General features: G+C 40.8%; 17 protein-coding genes. 4 read left to right on the plus strand and 13 right to left on the minus strand.

Going from position 1 to position 17,926, the window contains the following annotated elements; translation table 11 throughout:
- Positions 1-15: 15 nt before the first annotated feature.
- Entirely contained in the window at positions 16-429 is a 414-nt protein-coding gene (locus tag C1A06_RS00970; RefSeq protein WP_101688347.1) for a DUF1634 domain-containing protein, read from the plus strand.
- On the opposite strand, the gene C1A06_RS00975 is transcribed toward C1A06_RS00970, so the two are convergent.
- The 5 genes from C1A06_RS00975 to C1A06_RS00995 all read right to left on the minus strand — a co-directional run bounded on the left by C1A06_RS00975 (position 426) and on the right by C1A06_RS00995 (position 4,418).
- Positions 426-1,040: a CHAP domain-containing protein gene (locus tag C1A06_RS00975; RefSeq protein WP_101688348.1), complete on the minus strand. Its 615-nt coding sequence runs from the start codon at positions 1,038-1,040 to the stop codon at positions 426-428. The two genes, C1A06_RS00970 and C1A06_RS00975, sit on opposite strands and share 4 nt — an antisense overlap.
- Before the next feature lie 11 nt (positions 1,041-1,051).
- The gene (gene dprA / locus C1A06_RS00980) at positions 1,052-2,176 is read right to left on the minus strand and encodes a DNA-processing protein DprA (protein ID WP_101688349.1); all 1,125 of its coding nucleotides are present in this window, start codon (positions 2,174-2,176) and stop codon (positions 1,052-1,054) included.
- On the minus strand, positions 2,157-2,855 hold the full coding sequence (locus C1A06_RS00985) for an ABC transporter ATP-binding protein (RefSeq protein ID WP_101688350.1): 699 nt from the start codon (positions 2,853-2,855) through the stop codon (positions 2,157-2,159). The genes dprA and C1A06_RS00985 overlap by 20 nt, the downstream gene beginning before the upstream one ends.
- A gap of 103 nt (positions 2,856-2,958) precedes the next feature.
- Entirely contained in the window at positions 2,959-3,594 is a 636-nt protein-coding gene (locus tag C1A06_RS00990; protein ID WP_145996312.1) for a hypothetical protein, read from the minus strand.
- 47 nt (positions 3,595-3,641) lie between these two features.
- Complete coding sequence (locus C1A06_RS00995) at positions 3,642-4,418, minus strand: DUF7003 family protein (RefSeq protein ID WP_145996313.1); 777 nt, start codon at positions 4,416-4,418, stop codon at positions 3,642-3,644.
- Positions 4,419-4,595: 177 nt separating this feature from the next.
- Between C1A06_RS00995 and C1A06_RS01000 the strand changes: the two genes are divergently transcribed.
- Together C1A06_RS01000 and C1A06_RS01005 are read left to right on the plus strand one after the other, a co-directional pair.
- Entirely contained in the window at positions 4,596-4,862 is a 267-nt protein-coding gene (locus tag C1A06_RS01000; protein ID WP_101688353.1) for a LysO family transporter, read from the plus strand.
- A complete protein-coding gene (locus tag C1A06_RS01005; protein WP_101688354.1) occupies positions 4,859-5,461 on the plus strand; it encodes a LysO family transporter in 603 nt (200 codons plus the stop codon). Before C1A06_RS01000 ends, C1A06_RS01005 begins: the two co-directional genes overlap by 4 nt.
- Before the next feature lie 10 nt (positions 5,462-5,471).
- Here C1A06_RS01005 and C1A06_RS01010 read toward each other — a convergent pair whose 3' ends face one another.
- From C1A06_RS01010 to C1A06_RS01040, 7 genes are all read right to left on the minus strand, one after another.
- The gene (locus C1A06_RS01010; RefSeq protein ID WP_101688355.1) at positions 5,472-6,158 is read right to left on the minus strand and encodes a porin family protein; all 687 of its coding nucleotides are present in this window, start codon (positions 6,156-6,158) and stop codon (positions 5,472-5,474) included.
- Between the two features lie 293 nt (positions 6,159-6,451).
- On the minus strand, positions 6,452-6,946 hold the full coding sequence (locus C1A06_RS01015) for a nuclear transport factor 2 family protein (RefSeq protein ID WP_185116799.1): 495 nt from the start codon (positions 6,944-6,946) through the stop codon (positions 6,452-6,454).
- 73 nt (positions 6,947-7,019) lie between these two features.
- Positions 7,020-8,261 (minus strand): MFS transporter, encoded by a 1,242-nt coding sequence (locus C1A06_RS01020; RefSeq protein ID WP_101688357.1) that lies wholly within the window; start codon positions 8,259-8,261, stop codon positions 7,020-7,022.
- A gap of 52 nt (positions 8,262-8,313) precedes the next feature.
- On the minus strand, positions 8,314-9,468 hold the full coding sequence (locus C1A06_RS01025) for a THUMP domain-containing class I SAM-dependent RNA methyltransferase (protein ID WP_101688358.1): 1,155 nt from the start codon (positions 9,466-9,468) through the stop codon (positions 8,314-8,316).
- A 54-nt stretch (positions 9,469-9,522) separates the two neighbouring features.
- Entirely contained in the window at positions 9,523-10,233 is a 711-nt protein-coding gene (locus C1A06_RS01030; RefSeq protein WP_101688359.1) for a hypothetical protein, read from the minus strand.
- Between the two features lie 41 nt (positions 10,234-10,274).
- On the minus strand, positions 10,275-11,882 hold the full coding sequence (locus C1A06_RS01035; RefSeq protein WP_101688360.1) for a sulfatase-like hydrolase/transferase: 1,608 nt from the start codon (positions 11,880-11,882) through the stop codon (positions 10,275-10,277).
- A gap of 16 nt (positions 11,883-11,898) precedes the next feature.
- On the minus strand, positions 11,899-13,446 hold the full coding sequence (locus tag C1A06_RS01040; RefSeq protein WP_101688361.1) for a glycoside hydrolase family 10-like protein: 1,548 nt from the start codon (positions 13,444-13,446) through the stop codon (positions 11,899-11,901).
- Between the two features lie 228 nt (positions 13,447-13,674).
- On the opposite strand from C1A06_RS01040, the gene C1A06_RS01045 reads away from it, so the two are divergent.
- On the plus strand, positions 13,675-14,901 hold the full coding sequence (locus C1A06_RS01045) for an FISUMP domain-containing protein (RefSeq protein WP_101688362.1): 1,227 nt from the start codon (positions 13,675-13,677) through the stop codon (positions 14,899-14,901).
- An 83-nt stretch (positions 14,902-14,984) separates the two neighbouring features.
- Here C1A06_RS01045 and C1A06_RS01050 read toward each other — a convergent pair whose 3' ends face one another.
- A complete protein-coding gene (locus C1A06_RS01050) occupies positions 14,985-17,840 on the minus strand; it encodes an outer membrane beta-barrel protein (RefSeq protein ID WP_101688363.1) in 2,856 nt (951 codons plus the stop codon).
- Positions 17,841-17,926: the final 86 nt, after the last annotated feature.

A 17,926-nucleotide genomic window follows, 5' to 3' on the forward strand; every position in this document is an offset into this window, starting at 1 on the left:
CCAAGAAAAGGAGAAATGAATAAGATTATAAGCGCATTGATGTCGAAACGTACGATGGAGCTACTGATAGGTAAGCTGCTTCGTTATGGTGTGATAACTGCCTGTACCATTTCGGTATGTGGAGGAATTGTTTATCTCGTACAGCACTATGGTGAGACGAATGCCCGTTATATGGCATCGGAGATATCGACTGATGCGTTTATCAAAGAACACGGATATAAGCACATAGGAGATGTATTCAACGGATTGCAGAACTTCGACGGAGAAGCTATTATCTTGCTCGGAGTCTGTGTGTTGATTGCGACTCCGGTTATTCGTGTAGCTTTTTCAGCTATCGCTTTTCTTGTCGAAAAAGACTATATGTATGTCACTATAACACTGATTGTACTGGCTATTATCTTAGCAAATATGTTTCTGGGATTGCACTAATCGAGTTGTTGCTGAGGCAGTCGCAACCAACCCAATACACGATCGTTGTCTACCGACCAACGGTCGTTTTCTTTTTTAAGGGCAATGCGTTCACGGGATTTACCGAATGGACCCGGATTTTGTTGAACAATTTCGATATCCCGATCGGTCACTTCACTGATGATGGCTACATGTCCGTAGCTGTTGGATAGACTGGGGCCGAAGACGATAAGATCATCGGCTGCAGGCTTCATCGAACTGCCATTGTGATATTGATTCATTCCTCGCTTATCGTTGAACTTGCCGTCTTTCAGATTCTTCCAAAAGAAATTTTTGGCATGACCATACGAGTCGGGCATTTTATGATTGAAATGTACGTAATAATATCGTTTCACGAACTCCACGCACTGGTATTTTAAACCAATATTATATCCATCGGCACTCACATTGCGTTCCAGAACATTGTCCACACCGCCATTGTAATAAACATACACATTGTTGAGGCTGTCGAGTACTTGCCCCACCTGATATTCGGTGTTAAGATTTGTCTTCTTGGCAATTCGCATGACAACGAATGCTGCAACGATCAGAATCAGGCTGTATGATATTATGCGTTTTGTACGTAGTTTCATTATGAGTGTTTCTATGTAAGAGCGAATGAATTTCCCGGAAGATTTCGGATAACTCCTTTCATTTCCATTTCGAAGAGGATAGAAGATAGTCGATGCATGGGTATGCTTGTTGCTTGAACAATTTCGTCGATATGTATTCCGTTTTGTTCCTTGCTTAGCGCGTCAACTATTTTCTGCTCGTCCGAAGTGAGTTCTATGAACAATTCTTGTTGACGAGGAGCTTGTTTGGCTTTCAGTGAAGCCTCGTCCCAAGCCATCTGGCGAACAAAATGTTCGGCTGAAAGTATCATGTCAGCTTTGTGGTTGGCTATAAGTTTGTTGCATCCTGCCGATTGTTGATCGCCAATACGCCCCGGAACGGCAAAAACATCGCGGCAATAAGAACTGGCCAGATCTGCAGTAATGAGCGAGCCGCTTTTCTCGGCCGATTCGATAACAATCGTAGCATCTGCCATACCTGCAACAATGCGGTTGCGGCGCACAAAATTATAACGCTCGGGTTCTGTTCCACTAATAAATTCGGTTAGCAGTCCGCCGTGATTTTCCATTTCCGCCGCAATGTATCGATGCTGATCGGGATAAATGCGATCGAGTCCGTGAGCCAGAACTCCGATAGTTGGCAATTGATGTTTGACAGCTGCTTTATGTGACTGAATATCTATCCCGTAGGCCAATCCGCTGATGACTAGCGTTTCGGGGCAAAGACGTGCAAGATCGGCAACGAAATCATCACAAAACTTTCGTCCGTAGGCTGTTGCGTTGCGTGTGCCTACAATGCTGACTACACGTTTTACATTGAAATCGGCATTTCCTCGATAATAGAGTAGGAGAGGAGCATCTTCGCAATCGCGCAGACGCTGAGGATAATTTTCATCCGAGATGAAAAATGTATCTATGTTGTTTCTTAGAACAAAATCCAATTCACGTTCGGCTCGGCGCAAAACTTCGGGATTCAGAATATCGTCGATGGTTTTCGAAGCAATATTTTCGATCTTCATCAGCTCGTTGCGACTCGAACGGAAAATCTGTTCCGCATCGCCAACAGCTGTCAGAAGCTTTCGACCAAGTATATCGCCCACGTTCTTTATTTGAGTGAGGGCAATCTGATAGAATAATTTATTTTCCGAAGAACTCATCCATATTTGTATTTAGAACTTGCTCGTGTTCAAGGATCAGGCCGTCTTTCATATGAATTGTCCGATCGGTAATCTTAGCTAGATTTTCGTCGTGCGTAACGATCACGAATGTTTGTCCAAGTGTGTCACGTAGCTTGAAGAACAACTGATGCAGTTCTTCTTTATTCTCGCTGTCTAAGCTTCCCGATGGCTCATCGGCAAGTATTACAGCAGGATTGTTGATCAACGAGCGAGCAACAGCTACACGTTGTTTTTCACCGCCCGAAAGTTCGTTCGGTTTGTGTCCGATACGATCTGCCAAACCAAGCATATCAAGCAATTCCTTTGCACGAGTTTTGGCTTGAGCCTCTTTCGTTTTTCCAATCAAAGCAGGAATCATCACATTCTCTAAAGCTGTAAATTCGGGCAAAAGTTGATGAAACTGAAATACGAAGCCAATATTCTGGTTGCGAAAATCGGATAGCTTCGAGTCTGATAAGCGGCTGACATTTACGCCGTTTATTTCTACAGTTCCCGAATTGGGACGATCCAGCGTGCCGATTATCTGCAAGAGTGTGGTTTTACCAGCTCCGCTGGCTCCTACGATAGAAACTATTTCGCTCTGATTGACTGACAGATCAATTCCTTTCAGCACTTGCAAATTACCGTAGCTTTTGGTTATTCCTTTGACTTCGATCATATGTTGATTATATATGCTTATAACTCGGTTTTATGTAAAAGACAAATGTATGAAAAAACGTTGAATTAGATTGTCTTTTCTCTGGGATAGCAGTAGTCAAGAATTACAAATCAGGATTATGAGAGTGGTCTTGTAACCATTGTTTATCCCTTGATTTTAAGGTGTAATTCCAGAATAGCTCTTTGTTAAACTCTTCACCCCTATAGTATATTTTATTGTCTATTATCTTATTTTCAATATTATAATTATTTAGAACTCTTGAAATATTAATCATATCTTCTTTCGAGAAATTATAATTGTAAATGATACGAAAAATACCATTCTGATCATCTTTTTCCACGGGAGTAAATGGTTTCCATGCTATTTTATCGCCATCCATTTCATCCCATATTTCTACAAATAGATTCTCATTCTTTGTTTTGTAGGTGTCAGAGTTTCCTCCTATTGAGAAGTTAAGATCATTGCATTTCAATGTCAATATACTATCATTTGTAAAATGTATATTCACCCAATAATGTGCGGCAAATTTAGTAGGCCCAATAGCGGTATTTCGATTTAATTCGTACACTAGCTTTTGGCCTCGAGCTTCATCTAGCTCTAGAGGTATATCATAAAGGGATTTTACGATTGTTATTTTGTATATATTAGCTTCGTCTATATGAAAGTCTGATTTTCTTTTTGTTGATTGGCAAGAAAAGAGTAGCAGAATACATAGAATAGAATAAAAAAGATGCTTCATACTTATTGTGTGATATTTGATGTCAATAGCAATATGGGAAAGAACAACTATAGATTTCCCGATTCCCAGTTCGACCAATGATTATTCGCTTCTTCAGTTGGATGCCACAAAGACTTATCCTGATTAACAAGTACTTTTGCAATCAGTTGGAATAATTCTTGTTTACTTGGAGGATTCTCTTTATCATAGAAACTTGAAAAATGAAACTGATCTAAAGTCATTATTTTAGGAATGTTAGGTGGTAGTTGTGTCCTTATTTCATCCTCCGAACTTTGTATCACTTCGGGTTGTGTATCATACAGATATCTGACAAGACCACCAAAGCTCATTAGTTTTTTAGGATTCTCATATTTACCTATTATATCTAAGCTGCTGTATAGTTGATAATCGTATTTGATGTTAATTGTTTTACTCTTTACATTGATATTAGTAGTGGAATGCTCAATAAGTTCGAACCCATCTTTGTCAGCTATACGCTCATATTCTTCGGGAGTGATGATTGTAATGTTCTTGGAGTTTGATATGTACTTTTGTCCATCAAATTCGTCTGTAATGTATTTTATGCAATTACCAACATAGTCGAGTTCTATATCTGCATAGTTGCCTCGATTCTGATAACCACTTTTTTCGAATACAATTGCCCAATTTACTGAGTCTGCATACAGGTGTATTCTACTACCTGCTGTTTCGCAATATCCATGTTCTAGGTCTAAGAAGAAGATATACTTTATATCATTCGAATTTCCTTTCGGATAATATTTGCTGATTTCTGAGTGGAATGCTCCGTCTAGCTCATTTAGTATATCATGTTCTGTGTAAATCATAATTTCAGATCGATTCAGGTTTCCTTTATTATTTTCGGATTTACATCCTAAAACGCAAAAAGAAAATATGAATAATATAGTAATATATTGTGCAAGCCTCATTTTATAAATGTATAAAAAAATAATAAAACAAACTATCTTTGTACTCGGATAACCATAAAACCAACAACCGATCAGATGTTAGTAGTTTTCTCGATAATGATAGTAGGCATCGTAGCCGGATATTTCTTGCGACGAGTTCCCGAACTAACATTTCTCCCCCGATTTATTTCCATTTTTATATTTCTGCTGTTGTTCTTTCTCGGAATTTCGGTCGGAAAGAATCCGCAGATAATGAATAATCTTCTGTCTATCGGCGGGCAGGCATTGATTATAACTTCAGGTGCTTTGGCGGGAAGTCTGGCATTGGCATGGTTGGTTTATAAAAAGTTTTTCGAGCAATGAAAGGTAGTCTTGGCATATTGGCGTTTTTCGTTGCCGGAGTGGCTTTAGGTTATTGGGGTGCGATACCCGATGCACTTCTCGAAACCGATTACAGTATGTACGTTCTGTATGGTTTGATGCTTCTTGTGGGGATAAATATCGGTTACGATAAGAATGCCTTTGCAGCTTTACGCCGAAATAAATTTAAAGTGATTCTCGTACCTCTTGCTACTATCGTTGGCACGTTGATAGGCTGTGCTTTGATCAGTTTATTTTTACCTCGCTGGAGTTTGACTGAATGTCTAGCCGTAGGATCAGGATTTGGGTATTACTCGCTTTCGAGCATCTTCATAACCGAATATAAAGGTGCTGAACTGGGCACAATTGCACTAGTTTCGAATATTATCCGCGAGCTGTTCACGCTTCTGGCTGCACCTTTTTTGGTAGCTTGGTTTGGTAAGCTCGCTCCTATATCTGCCGGTGGAGCCACTACGGCTGATACTACCTTGCCTGTAATTACCCGCTATTCGGGAACAGAATATGTTATCGTTGCTATATTCCACGGAGTAGTGGTCGATCTGAGCGTACCTTTTCTAGTGACTTTTTTCTGTCATTTATAATCTAGCCAGCTTAGAATTTATAGCCGATACTTGCTCCAAATCCGTAGTTCTTTATCTTTTTATTAAATCCGGCAGGTAACGATTCTTTTTTCATGATCGAAACAAGACCTATCTCGGCACCATAGGACACAAATATTTTAGATGTTTCGAACTGAGCCTGAAGGATCATTCCCCAATCCGAATCTTTACAAACTCCGTCGTCGCCAAAGGTTTTCAATGTTTCGAAACCTGAACCTTTTTTTCTACCTTTTATTTTACCATCCAATCCATAAGCATAATAAGGACCTATTGCAAAGTTGAAGCTGTCTTCACCAGTATTTGCTACCGGTATTTTAAAAACAAATAGCAGTGGAACTTGCAGGTATAGCATATTCATACGCAGTCCGGTTTGCTTGTTCTCAGACATAGTGAACTTTTTTATTCTCGATCCTTTCGTCGTAAGATCTACTCCCGTTTGCAGATAAATTCCGCCATCGAGATAGATATCGGCTAAAAGACCAGCATTGTAGCCGAATGCGATACTTTCTTTCCCTGATTGACCTGCAGATAGTTTCGTTGTGTTGGATAAGGTTAATCCTCCTTTAACGATAAACTGAAAACGGTTTATCTCGTTCCCATAAAGATCGTATGTCTGTGCAGAAACAGCTTTGGCTATGAATATAATAGCTATAATAAGTAAAATCTTAATCTTATTCATTTGAATCTTGATATTGTGTAGTATGATTCGACAGAAAGTTGTCCGATGTTTTTGTTTGACAAAAGTAGTAGAATGAATTTTATAAAACAAAAGTATTTAAAGGAAAGCAGCTCAGCTGCTATAGCTAAACTTACTAATAAGGGATCAGACCGCTGTAACATTGATATCTGCTGCAACGTTTTTTTTTAGATTTGCCCCAGGAGTATAACTATTGAAGCAGAGTAACAAGATAGAAAACAAAATGAGAGTCGATAAAACCGGCTCCCATTCTGACTTGTATTGTTAGTTTTCGATCAAAACATCGGATGATCGTTTGCTGCTTCTTGCGGAACATCCTGCATCACATCCCAGTGTTCTACGATTTTGCCGTCGGCAAGACGGAAAATGTCGATAACCGATTGTAGACTGCCATCAGGATTCGTATTCTTGATGTGAATGAAAACCAAGTCGCCTTCAGCTGCTATGTGCTGGATATCAACCTTTGTGCTATGTGCCCCCTCAAACCAGCCTTTTGCTGCTTCTTTGAAAGGCTCTGCTCCATCAGGTACACTCGGGTTGTGCTGTATGTATTCGGGTGCGATATAGCGGTCTACAGCAGATAAATCTTTGTCTCCGAACATTTCCTGATAGAAATCAGAAACAATTTTCTTATTTGTTTCCAATGCTTGTTTGATACTGTCGCATTGTGAGGACGAAGACTTCTCGCTGAGTAGATTGCTTTGATTCGAATTATTTGTGCAAGATGCCATGATAGAGGCAAATAATGCAAAAAATAGTAGTTTTCTCATAAGATGTTACTTTGGGTGTATTAATAATTGAACTAAGTTGTAACATCTTCAAGAATGAAATAGTTCAGAGTATTTATTGTTTTTCGACAATTTCTCCCGTATTTTTTGTTCTGTATCCCAATTCACGGACAGAGGGGATGAGGTAAAGAGCAAAGCTCATGGCAAAGATTATCAATCCCGATATCAGTAAAGCGTTATCATAACCAATTTGTCCGGCTATATGACCAGCAGCAAGTAATCCGATTACAGACGGTAATAGAATCAAACTGTCGTAGGTTGAAAATGCTCGTCCCAATACACTATGATCGAGCTGTGTTTGCATGATCACAACGAATGCGCCGTTCCAGATAGCTCCCATTATACCACTGATACCAGTCAGTATTACGAAATACCAGAAACCTGATGTGGGAAGCATACCCGATAGAAAATAGGTCAGTCCTATAAAACTATTTGCAAAAACAATCAATACAACTTTGTTCATCCGATTGATGAATCGTCCGCCTATTACTGCCCCTCCGATGAGGCTACCGATTCCCCAGACAATTTCGACGGCGCTCATTTCGAATTCGGCTCCGCCAAAATATTGAGTTGTTATTAGCGGGTAGAGGATAGAAATAGGAATAATCATCAGCAAGACAACAATATCGAAAATCAGTAGCCAACGCAATCCCTTTTGAGAGAAAATTGCTGACAGACCTTCTTTCACTTCGCGGATAACGCTTCGTTCGTCTTTGCTTTTCTGCTCAGGTTTAGGAATAGTTACGAACAGTAAAGTTGTGCAGGCAATAAGTGCACCGACAACATCCATCATCAGTACTACAGTCAGATCCATCAATGTGATGAATAAGGCTCCGAGAGCAGGACCTGCAATGCTGCTAAGTGCGCGAATCATTTGATTGACTCCTGCTACACGCATCAATTGTGACTCGGGTGCAAGTAGTGGAATACTGGCTTGCATGGCCGGACCATGAAAAGCACTTCCTATGGCTCTTAGCCCCGAAAGAAGGTAGATATGCCATATCTCGACAGCATCCAGATAGAACAGAACGCACAGCGCAAATGTACATACGGCAATGAAGCTATCGGCGGCAATCATTACCCATTTGCGATTCCAACGATCAATATATACGCCCGTGAAAAGGCCTAATACAATTTGAGGTAAAAATGCGGCAATAGCTGCGTATGAAAGTACTTCCGGCGAAGCCGTTTCCAGTGCCAGCCAGAATATGATGGCATAGCCTACAATGGAACTCGTCAGTGTAGAGAACAGTTGTCCAGTCCAGATGAACATGAATGTTTTTACCCAGTTACTCATAGGGCAGCGAAGATAATTAAAAGTATGAAAGCCAGAGCTGCGTTATGATTTTTTAATTCTGTTCGCGACGCTTTCCGGCAAAGATATCGTAACGGCGAAATTCGCATTGCAGCGAGCCGTTTACCAGTTGAATCTTCTTAGATGGTTTCAAGCCTATCTTGTCGAAGCACTCTTTCTTGTAGCTCAATACCCAAGCCTGATAACCTGCAAAAACGTGTTTGAAGCGTTCGCCTATCATCGAGTATAGCTCGTCGAGATGCTCGGGGCGAAGACGTTCGCCGTAAGGAGGATTGGTAATAAGGATACCTCGCTCCGCAGGAGCTTTGTCGTATTTCGCGAAGTCCATTACTTTCAGTTCAATACAACCTGCCATGCCGGCACTTTTTACATTGTCTCGGGCAATTTGTATTGCTTTCAGATCTATATCCGATCCGTATATTTTGAAATTGAAATCGCGTTCGGCACTATCGTCGTTGTATATCTCGTCGAACAGATCGGCATCGAAATCTTTCCATTTCTCGAAAGCAAAGCTCTTGCGATATATTCCCGGCCAAATGTTGCGGGCAATCAAAGCCGCTTCGATCAACAGCGTACCCGATCCACACATGGGATCGACAAAGTCAGACTCGCCACGCCATCCTGTTTTCAGAATCATTCCAGCAGCCAGAACTTCGTTTAGCGGAGCTTCTGTCTGCCCCGTACGATATCCACGTTTGTGAAGCGATTCGCCAGAACTGTCGAACGAAAGTGTACACTTGTCGTGTGCTATGTGGAAATTGATTAGTAGATCAGGATTTTGCACATCTACCGACGGGCGATTGCCTGCACGTTGTGTAAAATAGTCGGCAATAGCATCTTTAACACGATAAGCCACAAACTTCGAGTGATTGAAATAGTCCGAGAATGTGATGGCATCGATAGCAAAAGTACTTTCAGGAGTAAGATAATCGAACCAAGGCATTTTCTTAACCTCTTTGTAAATCTCATCCGTAGTACGTGCCTTGAAGGTATGGATCGGTTTCAGAATTCGCAAAGCCGTACGGCAACACACATTGGCACGATAGAGCAAAGCCTGATTGCCATCGAACGAAACCATCCGTTTGCCAATCTCTACATTGTTGGCACCCAGTGCTATAAGTTCTTCGGCTAAAACGTCTTCCAGCCCAGCCATTGTTTTGGCAACCATATTGAATTCTGTAACGATCATTGTCTTCTGTATTTTATTAGGCTGCAAAGGTAAAAAATAAATTCGGGTTTGATTTTATTTTGCAATCATATCTAACGGGTTGTATTCGATAACCTGATATTCCAATCCGCTGAACTGTATATAATAAAAATGCATTGTATCTTTCTCGTCGAAGAAGCCGTCTTTGTTCGAATCTTCGCGAGTAGTGAAATAGTATCGACTCTGCGGTAGCGAAGTCAGCCATTTACCTTCAATAAATTGTTCTCGATCTTTGGTTATTTTATTGAATGTTGTTCCTGCAATATTTCCAATATAGATGCTTCTTATATCCTTGTAATCGATCTTTCCATCGTTGTTATAATCAGCATCTATCACGTTGTACATAATCAGACCTTGGCTACCTCGTTGATTTGATCGACCGATGACATTGTATGACGTAATCTGTATTTGTTTATCGGTCAGAAGATATGACTTGCCGTTGATCTGATCTTCGAAAATAAGATTTATTCTCTCTTCCATGTAAGCTTCCTTCATTTTAGATGATGAATATGAAGATTTTCTCTCTTTGTTGTCAGCGATAAGCACTTCGTGTATAAGAATCTGGTTAGCCGAATCGAGTAGGATGGGAAGCATCACTTTCAGAGTTTTTGTTGTGTCTTCAAATACGCTATCCATAGTTTGCGTGTTTATGACTTCTATATCGTCTGGCAGGATAGGCGTTTTCTTATCTTCAAAGCAACTGGTCATTAGTGCTGCAATAGCGAATAATGCAAATATCTTTTTCATGGTATTGTGTATTAGTATTGGGTTTTGTAATCTGGTGCAGATCAATAGTCCACATTATTATTTTCTATATCCTTATAAAGATAAGCTTTTCCATTCACCTGATAAACATATTTACCACTTTCGATAGCATATTTTACAACATCATCAGATACTTTGTAACCAAGTATTTCGGATAGAATATATATCGTACTCAAGCCGTTGAGGTAACCCGTTTCGGGATTGACGTATTTGCTTGCGATTGCATTTACATCCAGCATACTCTGATTGATTGTCAGCAACGGAACTTCGAATTGATCGGTTCCTCTGAGCAGAAATCCGTGACTTTGATTCACTGTCTCACCGTGATCCGAAACGTAGTAGATCACAGCCGAAGGATCCTCGCTGGCTATTTTGAAAACTTCGCGTAAGAATCTGTCGGTATGATGTATCGTCCGATCGTATAGCGATACTTCGCTCTGATCTTTGATGGCTTCGGCATCTATCGAGTCATACCTAGGCGGTATGTAAGGTATGTGACTTCCATCCTGATGCATAAGGATGAACTGCTTTTTGCCCGGAGTTTTACTTTCACTAAGCAGTTTGACTAAAGCCATATCGCCATGCGAACCGCTAGGAATCGCTCTGTTGGCTTCGTTCATCAGAGCCGTTGTATAGCTGTTAGAAATACTGATTTTGCTGCTTTGATTGGTTAGCCAAATGGTTTCATATCCGGCATCGTTAGCCATATCTATGATGCTTTTTTGGCTGTAGAATGCATTGATATCTTGTGGAGTGGAAAATGTAAGACAAAGACGAACCGAGTTGCGAGTCAGATTGGCGGGTGATATGCCTGCATAATAATTCAATTGTGACGAGTCTTCTACAGCCATGCTATCCAAGAATGGAGTTGTCTTGATGTCGTATCCGTACAGCGAAAAATGCTTGCGATATGCACTTTCTCCAAAAACTACATATATCTTCTCGGGAGTTTCGCTATTCTTATCTAATTCGATTCCTTCGGGAAGAGCACGTTCGTCTTCGTTGTAGGCAGTCATTTTGTCCATTTCCTCGTTGTAGGCAACGCAGCAGATTATTCCATTGTAAAATAAAGGTGTATGTTTGGCAATAATGTATTGAAACATTGCTGCAGGTTGCTGCCAGAATACATTGTCCAGAGTGTTCACCTTGGCTTTGCGGTAGGTGATTAGCGGAATGAATATAAGCAGATAAGCAAATAATGCAACGAAAGATATTTTAGCCGTGATCTTCAATTCTTTGAATTCCCGAATGGATAGATATACAATCGCCAACGTGAACAAGAAAATAGCTGTTGCCGGTAACCATAGTTGCCCCATCACACCTTTGAATTCCTGCGAATTGGTTTCGATGAACGAAGCTATATTCCCTATATTGATTTGAGTTCGGTACACGAATGCAAAAAATGCGTCGAACGATAACGGAAGTGCCAACAATAGGGCAGGGATGATGGTGTATTTTATCCTCGAGCATAGATGAAATACAAAGACGAACGACACGATGTTCAGCAAAGCTGGCTTGCTGACAGGTTTGGTTGCTAGAAATACGATCACGAAGAAATATACCAGACAGATAAATGTAAATTTAAAGTCAAGTAATTTCTTAAAGTTCAAGTTTGTGTAGTTGAATCCCATTTCGGTTGAGGCGATTTTATAGCTTTATATTCTTTTTGACACCTTTCGATTCGTTATGAAAGCGGTCAACCGCTGTCACTATGTATGTGTATTCTTTGTTCCCGCCTTCGTAAGGAAGTACGTAACGAGGTTCGCGGGTTGTAGTTACAATGTTCTGAGCGCGATTGAGGTCAATCTTTTCTCCTTTTACGAAACGATAAACAACATAATACTGAGCTGTTACCGGATCTGCAGCATCAGCATTGCTGCTCCATGTTAATACGTGTTCGGTAGCAGAATACACTTCTTTCAGTTTACCTACTTTCTTCGGTTGTTTGTTGTACATATGTGTATATGCCGGAATCAGCGATGGATGGCGGTGATAATTGCTGCGCAATTCATCAGCTATGCCTTTATAGTTGTCTAGCAACTCGTAAGCCGGCCAAAAACAGTTTCCGTTCAGAGCCGTATTGCCACGAGATTGTCTCATCTTTTCAGCAAGCTGTGTGTTACCCGCCGGAGTTGTTGCATCCATGGTGCGTTTCACGTCCTGACCGATATACAGATGGCGATTCGATGTGTGTTCTGCCCACCATTTTACCAAGGTTGTGTAGTCGGCAGCCGTATGTCCAATCTCCCAATATACCTGAGGCATATTGTAGTCAATCCAGCCTTTGTCAACCCACAGTTTGATGTCGGCATATAGGTCATCGTAATTTTGAAGACCCGTTGTCTGACTTCCCGATCCGTCAGGAGTACTTCTCTTATTACGATAGATGCCAAACGGACTGATTCCGAATCGTACCCAAGGTTTTGTCTGATCTATTGTATGCTTAATTTCCTGAATCAGTGTATTTACATTATTGCGTCTCCAATCATCACGCTGATTAGGGCCGAATCCTTGTTGCGAGGCATAAGTGTTGAAACTTCTGTCGTCAGGAAACGATTCTCCAGCAACGGGATATGGGTAGAAATAGTCGTCCATGTGAATTGCATCGATATCGTAACGAAGCAGCATATCTTTCACAATCTTGCAGATATATTGTCCGTTGGCAGGAATACCCGGATCGAAGTATTTTTTACCTCCATATATTACAAAACGATCAGGTTCGCGATTATAAATGTGATTCGGTGCTAATACATCGTTTGCTCCGGCTGTTACACGATACGGATTGATCCACGCATGAAGTTCCATATTGCGTTTATGACACTCGTCAACCAGGAACGTAAGCGGGTCGAATCCTCCGTCGGGAGCTACGCCTTGTACTCCACTCAACAAGTGACTCCATGGTTCGATATCCGATTTGAAGAATGCATCGGCATGCGGACGAGCCTGAAAAATGATAGCATTGATGCCATCGGCTTGCAATTGATCCAGCGTTTTCACGAAATAAGCCTTCATCTGCTGGCTGTTCATCGTACGGTAGCGCGATTGCCATGCCGTACTGAGCCATGCTCCGCGGAATTCGCGTTTGGGATGGGTGATGTCGTTGAATGTAACTTGCGGTTTTGTAGATCGGCACGATGTGAAAAACAGACTCACGAATGCCAGAGAAATCAATGTGAGGAGGACTATTCTATTCATATATGGTTATACGTATTAATTTTTTAATTTTGACAAAAATACAAATAATCTAAGAAGAAAGAATATACTGACGGAATATCAGTGTATTATTCTGTGATAAAGAGGAGATAAATTGTAAGTCTATAAAAAAAAAGTATCTTTGTGGCATGTACATGATGTGAAATATTGATATTGTACAAACTTTAGAACACAAATTTTAGAACACAAAATTCTTACATTATTTAATCTATGAAGTATCCAATTATTGTAATTGTTTTCTTGTCATTTTTTTGTCTCAAAGGCAATAGTCAAGTGACAATAGGAGTTGATGAAGAGCCGGTGTATGGAGCAATTCTTCAGTTGAAAGATCAAAAGAACGTGGCAGTTGGAGGAGTTAATGCAACAAAAGGCTTGTTATTGCCACGTATTCACTTGACTGATTTGAACTCGCTTATTGATATAATTCCTGATTCGGAGGATAGGCCAGATCCCAATGTTCATATTGGATTAACGGTCTATAATATGAATGAAGATGCTTGTAGTATGAAAGAACCTTTGAGACGAGGTGTCTACATGTGGAATGGAAAGACATGGAATTTGGCTGGAGCTGCATATGATAGCAGAGTTCAAACCTACAAAGATCAAGACGGCAACGAATTTCGTGCAAGTCAGTTTGGTTCAGCCGGTGTATGGATGATTGAAAACTTGAGAGCTACAAAATATGCTGATAATTTGGGAGGAGCGTATCTGACCGAGTCTCTTACTGCTGGAGCAACCGCTCGGATGGCATATACTTATCCGGGTCTGAATAAAAGTAACTTCGATGCCAATCCATCTATCGGATTATTATATGAATGGGAGGCGGCAACTAATAAGAAGTCAATCGATGCTGTAGGTAAAGAGTTTGTTAATGGAGTAGAAAAGAGTAAGCATAATGAGGGTAACCACTTGCAAGGTATCTGTCCCGAGGGTTGGCATATCCCAACTATGGCTGAGTGGATAGAGCTGGAAAAAGAAATCATAAAAAATTCATCTCAATATTCTTCTCTCACAAATTTGACCGAACCAGTAGGAGGATTAGATCCTACCGATCCATTTGATGGACAAATTGGCTTGGGCGAAGAGTCAATCTTGATTTACGATAGAGGAAATCATGGTATGGCCATGTCAAGTAAATGTAATCCTCCGGGAATAACCGATACAAATACTTCGAAAGGTAATATTCTTTTCGATGGTGGTTTCTCGGCTATGATGGCTGGATGTGTATGGGGAACTAGCACAGTTAGTGATACTTATGGTCGGGAGTCTTATTTTCACACTGGGAGTGTAGTGGATTTCGGCAAATCTCCGGCAATATATGGTTATGCAGGCTTGTCTATATTTTCAGGTGATTCTGATAATGTAGGGGTATCAACGCGTACTCCGCTTAGAACTGACAATGGTGGTTATCTTACGGTACGCTGTAAGAAAAATTAATAAATCAACTATTTTATATAAAGCAAAAGCTACTAATCATCGCGACTAGTAGCTTTTTTGGTGAATTGTTAGAATTTTTAGACTTAAAAGCGGCCTCCACCTCCAGGTGGTCTGCCATGTCCTCCGCCCGGTCCGCGACCTGGTCCCATGTCGCCCATTTTAGCACCCCCTTTGAATGACTGGAAGCGATAGATAAAGCTAAACATGGCGAAGCTATTAATTGTATTTGTGCGATTAAATTGTGTGTACTGTGCATTCGAACTCCATGACACATTGCTGCGTTCCTGCAAAATGTCATACAGCTTGATGCGTATAGTTGCATTCTTAGCTTTCAAGAAATCTTTCGATATCGAAGCATTCCACAGCCATTCGTTTTTGTTATATCCTCCTTCGTATCCCGAGTTGGCGCTGTAATTCAGATCACTCTCGATATGGAAATTGTAAGGAAGATGCAACGTGAAGTCGGCGTAACCACCATAATCCCATACGCTACGATCGTTGTCTGTAATGGTATTTAATAAACGCTCGAATTTAGCATTTCCGCGAAGCGTGAAGTCGAACATATCCGAAGTGAAACGAAGTCCCAAATTCTCGTGAATAGTATACATATTCGCGGTGTTTTTGTATAGCTTCGGCTTGTCTATGTTTGATGGGCCGTCTTTGCGCAGAGTAACGAATGAATTTGTTCGTGAGTATCCCACATAAGTCATACCATTCACGGAGAAGTTGCGGTTTCGCAATGGACGATTGAACATCATTCGTACGTTGGCACTTAAATTGCCATTTACGTTCTTGTATGTCGTAACTTCTTTCATTGTTCGATCTTCGGTGTATGACACACGGGCGATGTCGTCCATTGTGTTCTGGAAACGTCCGAAAATCATAAACATCGAGGCCTTTTCGGCATTGAAGCTCTGGTAACGTACGAAAATGCGATTCGTAAATGATGGATTCAGATTCGGATTACCTCTTTCGATAGCCGTAGCCGTATTGGTATAGTCTCCGTCAAACAACTGTCGGTTTGTCGGTTGATTTGTCGATCCCCGATAATCGATTCGCAAAGTTTGGCGTTTACTCCATGAATAATTGAAACGCATCTTTGGAGCGAAGTTTATGACGCTAAGTCTTGGAATCCTTTCTTTAGGGCTGTTTGGTACCGTAATATCTGTTTTTGAATTAGCAGGTTCGATACCAATCCCGATTGTGTAGTTGAATTTCTCTCTGATACTTTGGAAACTCAGTGTAACGTTTTGGTTTAGGAAGTCATTTTTAAGATATCGTGTAACGCTGTCAACGCGTGTGCTATAATCGTCAAGGAACGGATCGTAAGAATATACATCCTTGTCGGTTGTCGAGTTCCTTTTCTGAGCAGTATATTCCAATTCAAGGAAGTTATTATTGCCAATCGGTTCTACATACGATAGGGTAGTACTCCAGTTGTATCCTTTGTCTGTCTGATCGCTGTATTGATCTACTACTACACCGGCAGAATCTGCTTTGGCAGCATCAGGTCTAAAGCGGAATATCGAATTCGAATAATCGAATCCATCGGCATCGGATTTACTGTATCCACCCGATACGCGTAAAGTGATGCTTCGTCCATTACTATTCAATCTGCGACTTAGGATGAGGCTACCATCCATGTTTAGTCCTTGTGAATGAGAATCGTAGAATGATGAGTCGCTAGAATAGTCGTAGTCGCGATATAATTCGTTATAATAGCTTCTACCCGAAGATGTAGAATATGCATCGTTTTTGTTGTAGCGTATATTTGGTCGGAATATGACTTTTGTGAGAGAGTCGATACTCCATTCCACGCGGAAATTTGTGCCGAAGTTGAGGCTTCGATTGTTGCCTACCGATTTGTTGGTTTTATTGCTGAGTTTCTGTTGTGAATCGTAAATGGTTTCGCTTTCGTTGATGACATCGTTGTCCACGAGTCCAAAATTTGCCGAACCATTGATAGAAAGCTTGTCTTTTACTTCGGTAGCAAAGTTGACACCTAGATTGTTTGTTTTAGCTACGCCATTCTGTGAGCCGAAGGATATGCCACGAGGGCCCCCTCCACGACCGCCGCCCATGCTAGAGGCAAAGTCGGAAGAACCTGCATTGTTCGTATTATTCAAACCTCCTATCAGAGATATTTGAGTATTGTTTTTCATATAGTTCAACATCCCATTTCCTTCATATCTGTCTTTGGTTCCGTATCCTCCGACGAACTGTCCGAACAAACCTTCTTTCATGCCGGGTTTTACAGTCAGATTGATGACTGTCTCTTCGTTGCCATCGTCAAATCCGGTGAGTTGTGATAGATCGGAGCGTTTATCAAGTACCTGGAGCTTTTCGATCATTTTGGCAGGTAGATTTTTTGACGCTACCTTTGGATCATCCGAGAAAAACTCTTTCCCATCTACTAGTATTTTGCTGATTTCTTTTCCGTTGACAGTTATTTTCCCATCCGAATCAATCTCGGCACCTGGTATTTTTTTTATCAAATCTTCAAGCACTGCACTTTCTTGTACTTTGTACGAATCGGCATTGTATTCTACTGTGTCTCCTTTTATTACAATCTCTACTGCTTTGGCTGTAACTATTGCATCTTGAAGCAAAACACCATCTTCTTCGAGTTCTATTTTACCAAGTTTGGCGTTTTGCGTAGAACTTACATCGTGGAATACAGATTTCATCCCCATGAAACTTACTTGTACAATGTAGGGTGCTTGTTTGACTGTCAGTCTGAAATTACCTTTGCTGTCTGTTGTTGTCCCAGTTATGTATGAGCTGTCACGCTTGCTGAGTAAGCGAATACTTGCAGACTCGATACTTTCGTTCATGGCTTTGTCAAAAACCTGCCCGGTAATAGTTATATTCGATTGGCTTTGAGCTTCGACACCGAAACTTAGGCAAATCGCAAAGAGGATTAAGAGTGCATGTTTCATGTTCTTTTATAGCTATAAAACTTTATAAAATGTTTTTTGATTTTGCAGTATGACTGATCGAAGACGAAAAGGTTTAATTAATAAAT

Origin of the sequence: Dysgonomonas massiliensis (genome assembly GCF_900240225.1) — a bacterium.
Classification (GTDB): domain Bacteria; phylum Bacteroidota; class Bacteroidia; order Bacteroidales; family Dysgonomonadaceae; genus Dysgonomonas; species Dysgonomonas massiliensis.

What these genes read in the sequence shown, in the direction of transcription:
- dprA (WP_101688349.1), bottom strand. Translation starts at nt 2,176, where the DNA reads ATGAGTTCTTCGGAAAATAAATTATTCTATCAGATTGCCCTCACTCAA.
- C1A06_RS00990 (WP_145996312.1), bottom strand. Translation starts at nt 3,594, where the DNA reads ATGAAGCATCTTTTTTATTCTATTCTATGTATTCTGCTACTCTTTTCT.
- C1A06_RS01020 (WP_101688357.1), bottom strand. Translation starts at nt 8,261, where the DNA reads ATGAGTAACTGGGTAAAAACATTCATGTTCATCTGGACTGGACAACTG.
- C1A06_RS01050 (WP_101688363.1), bottom strand. Translation starts at nt 17,840, where the DNA reads ATGAAACATGCACTCTTAATCCTCTTTGCGATTTGCCTAAGTTTCGGT.
- C1A06_RS01010 (WP_101688355.1), bottom strand. Translation starts at nt 6,158, where the DNA reads ATGAATAAGATTAAGATTTTACTTATTATAGCTATTATATTCATAGCC.
- C1A06_RS00985 (WP_101688350.1), bottom strand. Translation starts at nt 2,855, where the DNA reads ATGATCGAAGTCAAAGGAATAACCAAAAGCTACGGTAATTTGCAAGTG.
- C1A06_RS01005 (WP_101688354.1), top strand. Translation starts at nt 4,859, where the DNA reads ATGAAAGGTAGTCTTGGCATATTGGCGTTTTTCGTTGCCGGAGTGGCT.
- C1A06_RS01030 (WP_101688359.1), bottom strand. Translation starts at nt 10,233, where the DNA reads ATGAAAAAGATATTTGCATTATTCGCTATTGCAGCACTAATGACCAGT.
- C1A06_RS01045 (WP_101688362.1), top strand. Translation starts at nt 13,675, where the DNA reads ATGAAGTATCCAATTATTGTAATTGTTTTCTTGTCATTTTTTTGTCTC.
- C1A06_RS01000 (WP_101688353.1), top strand. Translation starts at nt 4,596, where the DNA reads ATGTTAGTAGTTTTCTCGATAATGATAGTAGGCATCGTAGCCGGATAT.
- C1A06_RS01040 (WP_101688361.1), bottom strand. Translation starts at nt 13,446, where the DNA reads ATGAATAGAATAGTCCTCCTCACATTGATTTCTCTGGCATTCGTGAGT.
- C1A06_RS00970 (WP_101688347.1), top strand. Translation starts at nt 16, where the DNA reads ATGAATAAGATTATAAGCGCATTGATGTCGAAACGTACGATGGAGCTA.
- C1A06_RS00975 (WP_101688348.1), bottom strand. Translation starts at nt 1,040, where the DNA reads ATGAAACTACGTACAAAACGCATAATATCATACAGCCTGATTCTGATC.
- C1A06_RS01015 (WP_185116799.1), bottom strand. Translation starts at nt 6,946, where the DNA reads ATGAGAAAACTACTATTTTTTGCATTATTTGCCTCTATCATGGCATCT.
- C1A06_RS01025 (WP_101688358.1), bottom strand. Translation starts at nt 9,468, where the DNA reads ATGATCGTTACAGAATTCAATATGGTTGCCAAAACAATGGCTGGGCTG.
- C1A06_RS00995 (WP_145996313.1), bottom strand. Translation starts at nt 4,418, where the DNA reads ATGATTTACACAGAACATGATATACTAAATGAGCTAGACGGAGCATTC.
- C1A06_RS01035 (WP_101688360.1), bottom strand. Translation starts at nt 11,882, where the DNA reads ATGGGATTCAACTACACAAACTTGAACTTTAAGAAATTACTTGACTTT.